Origin of the sequence: Variovorax boronicumulans NBRC 103145, from assembly GCF_001591345.1 — a bacterium.
Taxonomy (GTDB): domain Bacteria; phylum Pseudomonadota; class Gammaproteobacteria; order Burkholderiales; family Burkholderiaceae_C; genus Variovorax; species Variovorax boronicumulans.
The window spans coordinates 1-9,540 of the sequence record NZ_BCUS01000174.1 but is presented as its reverse complement, the minus strand read 5'-3'; the positions used below and the strand labels follow the sequence as shown (position 1 = coordinate 9,540).

General features: G+C 69.2%; 10 protein-coding genes. 8 read left to right on the top strand and 2 right to left on the bottom strand.

Features of this window, described 5'->3' with window-relative positions:
- Positions 1-11: 11 nt before the first annotated feature.
- Entirely contained in the window at positions 12-1,064 is a 1,053-nt protein-coding gene (locus VBO01S_RS29380) for an aldo/keto reductase (protein ID WP_062482187.1), read from the bottom strand.
- Positions 1,065-1,300: 236 nt separating this feature from the next.
- On the opposite strand from VBO01S_RS29380, the gene VBO01S_RS29375 reads away from it, so the two are divergent.
- Positions 1,301-2,284: an AraC family transcriptional regulator gene (locus tag VBO01S_RS29375; protein ID WP_062482185.1), complete on the top strand. Its 984-nt coding sequence runs from the start codon at positions 1,301-1,303 to the stop codon at positions 2,282-2,284.
- Positions 2,285-2,446: 162 nt separating this feature from the next.
- Entirely contained in the window at positions 2,447-3,676 is a 1,230-nt protein-coding gene (locus tag VBO01S_RS29370) for a class I SAM-dependent methyltransferase (protein WP_062482182.1), read from the top strand.
- A 21-nt stretch (positions 3,677-3,697) separates the two neighbouring features.
- Here VBO01S_RS29370 and VBO01S_RS29365 read toward each other — a convergent pair whose 3' ends face one another.
- Positions 3,698-3,904 carry a dodecin gene (locus VBO01S_RS29365; RefSeq protein WP_062482179.1) on the bottom strand — a complete coding sequence of 69 codons (207 nt, stop codon included), beginning with the start codon at positions 3,902-3,904 and terminating at the stop codon, positions 3,698-3,700.
- Positions 3,905-4,080: 176 nt separating this feature from the next.
- Between VBO01S_RS29365 and VBO01S_RS29360 the strand changes: the two genes are divergently transcribed.
- The 6 genes from VBO01S_RS29360 to VBO01S_RS29335 all read left to right on the top strand — a co-directional run.
- Entirely contained in the window at positions 4,081-4,281 is a 201-nt protein-coding gene (locus tag VBO01S_RS29360) for a hypothetical protein (RefSeq protein WP_062482175.1), read from the top strand.
- A gap of 115 nt (positions 4,282-4,396) precedes the next feature.
- The gene (locus VBO01S_RS29355; protein ID WP_062482173.1) at positions 4,397-5,404 is read left to right on the top strand and encodes an LLM class flavin-dependent oxidoreductase; all 1,008 of its coding nucleotides are present in this window, start codon (positions 4,397-4,399) and stop codon (positions 5,402-5,404) included.
- A 34-nt stretch (positions 5,405-5,438) separates the two neighbouring features.
- Positions 5,439-6,779 carry an LLM class flavin-dependent oxidoreductase gene (locus VBO01S_RS29350; RefSeq protein ID WP_062482170.1) on the top strand — a complete coding sequence of 447 codons (1,341 nt, stop codon included), beginning with the start codon at positions 5,439-5,441 and terminating at the stop codon, positions 6,777-6,779.
- On the top strand, positions 6,779-7,999 hold the full coding sequence (locus tag VBO01S_RS29345; protein WP_062482168.1) for a M20 aminoacylase family protein: 1,221 nt from the start codon (positions 6,779-6,781) through the stop codon (positions 7,997-7,999). Before VBO01S_RS29350 ends, VBO01S_RS29345 begins: the two co-directional genes overlap by 1 nt.
- On the top strand, positions 7,996-8,532 hold the full coding sequence (locus tag VBO01S_RS29340) for a GNAT family N-acetyltransferase (protein WP_062482166.1): 537 nt from the start codon (positions 7,996-7,998) through the stop codon (positions 8,530-8,532). Before VBO01S_RS29345 ends, VBO01S_RS29340 begins: the two co-directional genes overlap by 4 nt.
- A partial coding sequence (locus VBO01S_RS29335) for an amino acid ABC transporter permease (RefSeq protein ID WP_157627493.1) occupies positions 8,529-9,540 on the top strand: 1,012 nt, incomplete at its 3' end. The genes VBO01S_RS29340 and VBO01S_RS29335, both read left to right, overlap by 4 nt.

The window sequence follows — 9,540 nt, the reverse complement described above, 5'->3', positions numbered from 1 at the left end:
CCCCGCTCGTGTCAGCCGCGACGGCCTGAGTCGGCCAGCCGCTGGGCGCGCACGCCGCCCTGGCGCGCCAGCATCCAGCCCGGGTACTCGGGCGCCAGCGCACTGGCCTTGTCGATCGCCGCGAGTTCGTCGGCCGTGAGCCGCACCTCGGTGGCGGCGATGTTGTCGTCCAGCTGGTCGATGCGCTTGGCGCCGACGATCACGCTGGTCACCACCGGCTGGTGCAGCAGCCACGCCAGCGCGATCTGCGCCACCGACACGCCGCGCGGCTCGGCGAACTGGCGCATGAGGTCGATGCAGTCGTAGGCACGCGCCACGTTCACCGGCGGAAAGTCGAAGCTCGCGCGGCGGCTGCCTTGCGCGGTGGCGGTGTGGCGGTCGACCTTGCCGCTGAGCAGGCCGCCGGCCAGCGGGCTCCAGACCATCAAGCCGAGCTGCTCGCTGCGCAGCATCGGCACCAGCTCGCGCTCCAGGTCGCGCCCGGCCACGGTGTAGTAGGCCTGCAGTGACTCGAAGCGCGCGAGCCGGTCGCGCTCGGCGATGCCCAGCGCCTTGGCGATCTGCCACGCGGCCCAGTTCGACACGCCCACGTAGCGCACGTGGCCCTGGCGCACGAGGTCGTCGAGCGCGCGCACCGTTTCCTCGATGGGCGTGAGCGGGTCGGTGCCGTGGATCTGGTACAGGTCGATGTGGTCCAGCTGCAGCCGCTTCAGGCTGGCCTTCACGCCGTCCATGATGTGGTAGCGCGAGGCGCCGGCCGAGTTCACGCCCTTGCTGCCGGTTTCGCCCAGCACCTTGGTGGCGACCACCACGCGGTCGCGCGGCACCTTCAGGTTCTTCAGCGCCTGGCCGGTGATGGTCTCGGACAGGCCTTCGGAGTACACGTCGGCCGTGTCGATGAAGTTGATGCCGGCGTCGAGCGAGCGGCCGATGAGGCCTTCGGCCTCGCCTTGCTGCAGCTGGCCGATGTGGTCCCAGATGCCCGGCGCGCCGCCGAAGGTCATCGTGCCGAGGCAGAGTTCGGAAACCAGGAGGCCGGTGCGGCCGAATTGGCGGTATTGCATCGAAAGTTGTCCTTTGGGTGGGGAGGGGCCGTCCGGCCTGACGAATGGCCGGCGGTTGCGAAAAAGTATCCCGCCGGCGCGCCCCGGCGGGCGAGCGCGTTTCTGCAAAGTCTTTGCCTATTTCTCCAGACCTCGTGCGCAGGCCGTGCGAAGGAGAGGATGCGACGCTAAGCTGCGGGCAGCCCAATCCTCCATGGTCGTCACCGCGGCCGCTTCCCTTTGTCAGAGGCCTACCCATGTCTGATGAAACCCCCGACACCGCCACCGTCCTCGCCATGCCGATGCCGCTGGAACCCGAACTCGATGCCGCCCGCGAAGAGCTGGTGCAGCTCATCCGCCACATCACGCGCGGGCAGGACGGCACGGTCGAATGCGCCGTGCCCGGCCTGCAGGTGCACTGCATCAGCAAGCCCGACGGCCCCAAGCACGGCTTCGCGACGCCGGCGCTGGGCCTCATCGCGCAGGGCTCCAAGCGGATCATCGTGGGCGACGACATCTACGTGTACGACCCCATGAACTACCTCGTCACCTCGGTCGACCTGCCGGTGTGCGGCCAGGTGTGCGTGACCAGCGAGAACGAGCCCTACCTGGGCGTGCGGCTGGAGCTGGCGCTCGATGAGATCGGAGACCTCATCGGCGACGAGAAGCTGCCGGCCAAAGCCAACGCGCCGGCCTCGCGCGGCATGTACGTGAACCGCATCGCCATGCCGGTGCTGGAGCCCGTGCTGCGCCTGCTGCGGCTGCTCGACACGCCCGAAGACATCCCGATCATGGCGCCGCTCATCAAGCGCGAGATCATGTACCGCCTGCTGGTGAACGGCGAGGGCGCGCGGCTGCGCCAGATCGCGCTGCACGACAGCCACACGCAGCGCATCGCGAAAGCCATCAGCGCGCTGCGCACCAACTACGCGCAGTCGCTGCGCGTGGAAGACATGGCGCGCGCGGTGCACATGAGCGTGTCGTCGTTCCACCACCACTTCAAGGCCGTGACGGCGATGAGCCCGCTGCAGTACCAGAAGCAGCTGCGCCTGCAGGAGGCGCGCCGCCAGATGCTGATCGCCGGCACCGACGTGGCCAGCGCCGCGCACAACGTGGGCTACGAAAGCCCCTCGCAGTTCGCGCGCGAATACGGCCGCATGTTCGGCGCGCCGCCGCTGCGCGACAAGCGCCGCTGGCTCGGCGAGGCCGGCAACGACGCGACCTCGATGGAAGCCGCGTAGGCCGCCCAGGGCCCCGCGCGAGGGGTCTTTCAACATAGCACCTGCCGCGATTTCTTGCGTCGTCGTGGAAATGCAGGTTTCGCCAAATCTCGCTATCGTTTTGTTCGCTGCAGCACCCGTCCGCCCGTGGAGGCGGGACTACTCAACAACTCGGAGAGATGCATGCTTTGGGAAAAGAAGCTGGCGCAGTGGAGCGCCGCGGTCCGCGCACGGGCCAACCTGCCCGCGCGGCTCACCTTGTGGGACGGCCAGTCCTACGACTTCGGTGACTTCAGCGGGCCGGCGGTCACGCTGCACGTGAAATCGCCCGCGGCGCTGTCGCTGATGCTGCAGCCCACGCTCGACAACCTGGGCGAGGCCTACGTCAAGAGCAAGATCGACATCGAAGGCAAGCTCAGCGACGTGATCGACATCGCCTACGGCCTGGCGAAGAACTCGCTCGACAAGCCTGGCGGCGCGCTGCAAAGCATGGCCCGCTACTTCGCGCACACCAAGTCGTCGGACAAGAAATCCATCGAGTACCACTACGACGTATCGAACGCGTTCTACCAACTCTGGCTCGACGCGAACATGGTCTATTCGTGCGCCTACTTCGAGAACGGCGACGAAGACCTGGCCACCGCGCAGCTGAAGAAAATCGACCACATCCTCACCAAGATCGAACTGCAGCCCGGGCAGACGCTGCTCGACATCGGCTGCGGCTGGGGCGCGCTGGTGATCCGCGCGGCGCAGAAGTTCGGCGCGCGCTGCGTGGGCGTCACGCTGTCGCAGAACCAGTTCGACCTCGCGACCGAGCGCGTGAAGGCCGCAGGCCTCGCAGACCGCATCGAGATCCGCCTGCAGGACTACCGCGACGTGACCGGCCAGTTCGACCGCATCACCAGCGTCGGCATGTTCGAGCACGTGGGCCGCAAGAACCTGCCCGAGTACTTCAAGCGTGTGCAACAGCTGCTGGCCGACGACGGCATCGTCATGAACCACGGCATTACTTCGTCCGACCCCGAGGGCGGCGGCGTGTCGTACGGCGGCGGCGACTTCATCGACCGCTACGTGTTCCCCAACGGCGAGCTGCCGCACATCAGCCTGGCGCTGCAGGCCATGCAGCAGGGCGGGCTCGAAGCCTTCGACGTGGAGAACCTGCGTCGCCATTACGCGCAGACGCTGCGCCACTGGAGCGATGCCTACGAGGCCCATGCCGACGAAGCGCGCGCGCTGGTCGACGAAGAGAAGTTCCGCATCTGGCGCATCTACCTTGCGGGCTGCGCCTATGCCTTCGAGAACGACGACGTGGCGATCTACCAGATCGTCGGGCGCAAGGCGGGCAGGGCGGCAAGCACGCTGCCGTGGTCGCGCCGCTACATCTACGACGGCACCTCGGCGCTGCGCGCCTGACCCGTCAAGGCCGCGTTGCGGCTACTCGAGCGTGAAGCCGATCTTCACCGTCACCTGCCAGTGCGCGACCTTGCCGTCGACCACGTGGCCGCGCGTCTCGGTGACGGTGAACCACTGGATGTTGCGCACCGTCTCGTGCGCCTTCGCGATGGCGGTCTGCACCGCGTCCTCGATGCTGGTCTTGGACGAGCCCGTCAGCTCGAGCGACTTGTAGACATGGTTCGACATGGCGGTTGCTCCTTGGGTGGTTGCGCGCCCATCGTAGCCAGCGCATGGGGCGCGAGGCAACACCTTTGGGCGCGCGGATGCGATGCAAACCGCATCAGGACATTCGCAATCCGTCGTTGGCAACGGCGGATGCGCTTCGCAGAATCGGCGGCATCGAACCAGGGAAACCGCCCGCCATGCCACTGCACACCGTCGCCTCTTCATCCCCGGCCGCACAGGCCCGCCACGTCCTCGCGCTGACCGCCATCGCCTGGTGCATCGCGCCGGCGTCGCCGCATGAAGTGGCACGCCGTGCGCCGCATGGCCATGTGCCGTTGCGCGTGCGCAGGCGGCTGCACGCCACGGCTGTGGCGGCGCTCCTGCCGTATGCGTGGTGAGCCGCGCGACCCCGCAGATTCCAGATATCGATAGAGGAATTCAGCGCAAACGGCCCGCGCGATGGCTCGCAGAATTTGAAGCACACCCGCTTCCACTGCGCCATCGCCGAACACCGTGTCCTACTCGCTCTCCCTGCTCGACAAGAGCCTGATCCCCGAAGGTGCCGATGCCACGCAGGCGTTCCAGCACACCATCGCGCTGGCCCGGCGCGCCGAACGGCTGGGCTACCGCCGCTACTGGCTGGCCGAGCACCACGGCAACCGCACCTACGCGGGTTCGGCGCCCGAGGTGCTGGCCTCGCACCTGCTGGCCAAGACCTCGCGCATCCGCATCGGCACTGGCGGCGTGATGCTGCAGCACTACAGCCCCTTCAAGGTGGCGGAGACCTTCAAGGTGCTGGCCTCGCTGGCGCCGGGCCGTGTCGACCTGGGCATCGGCAAGGCGCCGGGCGGCCTGCCGCTGACCAGCAAGGCGCTGCAATCGCTGCACGACCCGGTGAAGGCGAAGGCCCTCGACTTCGAAGCGCGCCTGCGCGAACTCGACGCCTTCCTGCACGACGGCGTGCCCGCCGACCATGCGCTGGCCGGCGCCGTGGCCACGCCGTTTCCGCCGGTGGCGCCGCAGCGCGTGCTGCTCGGCGGCAGCCCCGAGAGCGCGCTGCTCGCGGCGCGGCTGGGCTGGCAATTCGTCTACGCGGGCCATTTCAACGGCGACCCCGTGAACATCGAACAATCGATCGACGCCTACCGCGGCGCGACCGGCCGCGCGCCGCTGCTCGCGCTGTTCGCCTTTGCCGCCGAGACGCACGACGAGGCCGCCGAGCGCGTGGGCGCGCTGCGCAGCTTCCGCGTGACCTTGCCCACGGGCCAGAGCGTGAACCTGCCGAGCCTCGAAGCCGCCGCCGAGTTCGCGCGGCAGGCCGGCGCAAGCGACTACCGCACCGAGGAGCGGCGCCCGCATGTCATCGCCGGCACCGGCGACGAGGTGCGCGACGCACTCGAAGCCCTCAGCGCGCGCCACGGCATCGAGGAGTTCGTGATCGACATCCCGGTGGCGGACTTCGGCGCGCGCGCCACGGCGGTCGAGCTGCTGGCGCAGGCCCGCGAGCCCGCACTGGCCTGAGTTTTTTCTTTTTCCCATCACAAGAACGATCGTCATGAGCAACATCCAGTTCGGCGTCATGCTGCAAGGGGCCGGCAGCCACATGAATGCCTGGAAGCACCCGGGCGGCCCGGCTGATGCCAGCGTCAACCTCGACTTCTTCATCCGCAGCGCGCAGAAGGCCGAGGCCGCAGGCATCGCCTTCGCCTTCGTGGCCGACGGGCTCTACATCAACGAGAAGTCGATCCCGCACTTCCTCAACCGCTTCGAGCCGATCTCGATCCTGTCGGCGCTGGCCGCCGTCACCACGAAGATCGGCCTGGCGGGCACCATCTCCAGCTCGTACAGCGACCCGTTCACGGTGGCGCGGCAGTTCGCCTCGCTGGACCTCATCAGCGGCGGGCGCGCGGGCTGGAACGTGGTGACTACGCCGCTGGAAGGCAGCGCCAAGAACTACAGCCGCGCCCACCCCGAGCACGCGCTGCGCTACGAGATCGCGGACGAGTACCTGGCCGTGACGCAGGGCCTGTGGGACAGCTGGGACGACGACGCCTTCGTGCGCGACCGCGACAGCGGCCGCTTCTTCGACCGCGACAAGCTGCACACGCTGGACCACAAGGGCCGCTTCTTCCAGGTGGCGGGGCCGTTGAACATCCAGCGCTCGCCGCAGGGGCAGCCGGTGATCTTCCAGGCCGGCTCGTCGGACGCGGGCATCGGGTTGGCGGGCAAGTACGCCGACGCGGTGTTCACGCATTCGCCCTCGCTCGAAGACACGCGGGCCTTCCTCAAGCAGGTCAAGGCCAGCGCCGTGGCGCAGGGGCGGCAGGCCACCGACGTGAAGATCTTTCCGGGCATCGGCCCGGTAGTCGCGGCCACCGAAGCCGAGGCCGAGGCCAAGTACCTCGCCATCCGCGCGCTGCTGACGGTCGAAGAGGCGCTGGCCTACCTGGGCCGTTTCTTCGACCACCACGACTTCAGCCAGTACCCGCTCGATGCGCCGTTCCCCGAACTGGGCGAGATCGGCCGCAACAGCTTCCGCTCGACCACCGACCGCATCAAGGCGAATGCCAAGGCCAAGGGCCAGACGCTGCGCGAGGTGGCACTCGAAGTCGCCACGCCGCGCACGCAGTTCGTGGGCACGGGCGAGCGCATCGCCGACGAGATCATCCGCTGGGTGGACGAGGGCGCGGCCGACGGCTTCATCCTCGGTTTCCCGGTGTTGGGGCAGGGCCTCGATGACTTCATCGAGTTCGTGATTCCCGCGCTGGAGGCACGCGGCCGCTACCAGCGCACGCTGCCCGGCCGGACCCTGCGCGACCACCTGGGCCTGCCGCGCAAGGCGAGCCGCCATGCCGCGCCGCAGGGCGGCGCCACTGCCGAGCGCAAGGCCGCCTGATGGGCGCCGCGCTGCCACGACCGGCCCTGAAGGACATCCACCGCGTCGAATCCACCATTGCCGGCTACGGCGACGAATTCATTGCGCTGCGGCGCGACATTCACCGCCACCCCGAGCTGTCGTTCAAGGAGCACCGCACCTCGGCCCTCGTGGCCGAGCGGCTCGCGGCCTGGGGCTACGAGGTCACGACCGGCCTGGCCGGCACCGGCGTGGTGGGCACGCTGCGGCGCGGACCGGGGCGCAGCCTCGGCATCCGCGCCGACATGGACGCGCTGCCGATCCACGAAGCCACGGGCCTGCCGTATGCGAGCGAGAACGCGGGCGTGATGCATGCCTGCGGCCACGACGGCCACACGGCGATCCTGCTCGCGGCGGCGCGCTTCCTGGCCGAGGCGGGCAGCTTTCGCGGCACGCTGCACCTGATCTTCCAGCCCGCCGAAGAACTCGGCGCGGGCGCCAAGAAGATGATCGACGAAGGCCTGTTCACGCGCTTCCCGTGCGACGCCGTCTTCGGCCTGCACAACTGGCCCGGCGTGGGGGCAGGGCACGTGGGCTGCGTCACCGGCCCCGCGATGGCGGCCATCGACCAGGCGCACATCACGGTGCGTGGCAAAGGCGGCCACGGCGCGCAGCCGCACGAGACGGTCGACCCCGTGGTCGCGAGCGCGCACCTGATCGCGGCGCTGCAGACGGTGGTGGCGCGCAACGTCGATCCGCTGGACATGGGCGTGATCACGGTCGGCTCCATCCACGGCGGCGAGGCCTCCAACGTGATCCCGAACACGGTCGAGCTCAAGCTCACGGCACGCTCGTTCAAGCCCGAGGTGCGCGCGCTGCTGGCGCAGCGCATTCCCGTCTTGGCACGGGCGCAGGCCGAGAGCTTCGGCGCGCAGGCCGAGGTCGACTACCGGCCGGGCTTTCCGCCGGTGGTCAACCACGCCGAAGAAACCGCCTTCGCGCGCGCGGTGGCGCTGGACACCTTCGGCGCGCAGCGCGTCGATCCGGCCTTCCGCCCGCGCACCGCCAGCGAAGACTTCGCCTACATGTTGCAGGCGCGCCCCGGCAGCTACGTGTTCTTCGGCAACGGCGAGAGCGCCTCGCTGCACAGCCCGCGCTACGACTTCAACGACGCGATCCTCGCGCCCGCGGCCGTGTACTGGGCCCGGCTGGCCGAGCGCTTTCTTTCCGCCGACGGCGACTTGCAGGAAACCACCCCATGAGCGAACAGTTCCTCTACACCACGCCGCTGGACCCCTTGGCCCGGCCGTTGATCGAGGGGCTCACCTTCGAGTACGACAGCCGCTACGGCGACGTGCTGCGCGAGCCCGGTGCACCGCGCGAGATCGACCGCTACGCGCCCGAGGTGTTCGCGCCGCCGCACGGCAACTTCGTGCTGCTGCTGCGCGACGGCGTGGCGATCGGCGGTGGCGCCTTCATGCGCCACGACGAGCGCACCGCCGAACTCAAGCGCGTGTGGACGCACGGCGCGCTGCGCCGCCAGGGCCTGGCCAGCCGCGTGCTGGCCGAGCTGGAGGCGCAGGTGCTGCGCCAGGGCTACGAGCGCATCTACCTCACGACGGGCTTTCGCCAGCCCGAGGCCGTGGGCCTGTACCGCAGCCATGGCTACACGGCGCTATTCACCGACGACGCCGACCCCGAGACGCCGCGCAAGCTGCCGTTCGAGAAGCACCTGGCGCAATGGGCCACGCAAGGCCGTGCCAGTGCGGCACTGAGCGGGGCGGTGTCGCGATGAACACGACCACCGTGCTCGACGCCGGTCCGGAGCCTCGTACCCCCACGGCACCCCTGCGCCGCAGCGACGCGGCACCGCCCGCCAAGGGCGACTACTCACACTTTCGCATCGTCCCCGCGACCTACCCGGCGCGCACCGTCGGCACCGTCTTCGCGGTGGCGGTGATCGGCCTCGTGCTGCATTCGGTGCTGACCAACCCGCGCTGGGGCTGGCCGGTGTTCGCGCAGTGGTTCTTCTCGGAGCCGGTGCTGGCCGGGCTGGGCCGCACGCTGCTGCTCACGGCGCTGGGCGCGGTGCTGGGCTTCTTCTTCGGCACCGGGCTGGCGCTGGCGCGGGTGTCGCGCTCGCCGCTGCTGGCGCGGCTGGCCTGGGTGTTCACCTGGCTCTTCCGTTCGGTGCCGGTGATCGTGCTGCTCTTGATCATCAACAACCTCGGCTACCTGTACGAGACCGTGTCGCTGGGCGTGCCGTTCACCGACCTCACATTCTTCTCGTACCCGACCACGCAGCTCATCAGCCCCTTCGTGGCGGCGCTGCTGGGCCTCACGCTGAACCAGGCGGCCTTCGCCTCGGAGATCGTGCGCGGGGGCATCCTGTCGGTGGACCAGGGGCAGTTGGAGGCAGCAGCGGCGCTGGGCCTTTCGCGCCGGCGCCAGGCTTCGCGCATCGTGCTGCCGCAGGCCATGCGCAGCATCCTGCCGACGGCCTTCAACGACATCATCGGGCTGGCCAAGGGCACCTCGAACCTCTACATCCTGGCGCTGCCCGAGCTGTTCTACACGATCCAGATCATCTACCGGCGCAACCTGGAAGTGATTCCGCTGCTCATGGTGGCGACCGTGTGGTACCTCGTGATCCTCACGGTGCTGTCGGTGGCACAGCACTACATCGAGCGGCATTTTTCGCGCGGGGCGCTGCGCCATGCGCCGCGCTCGTGGCTGGGCGGCGTGGTGCACGGGCTGTGGGCGCGGGGCAGGGCGCCGGCCGTGGTGCCCGTGTCGGCACCGG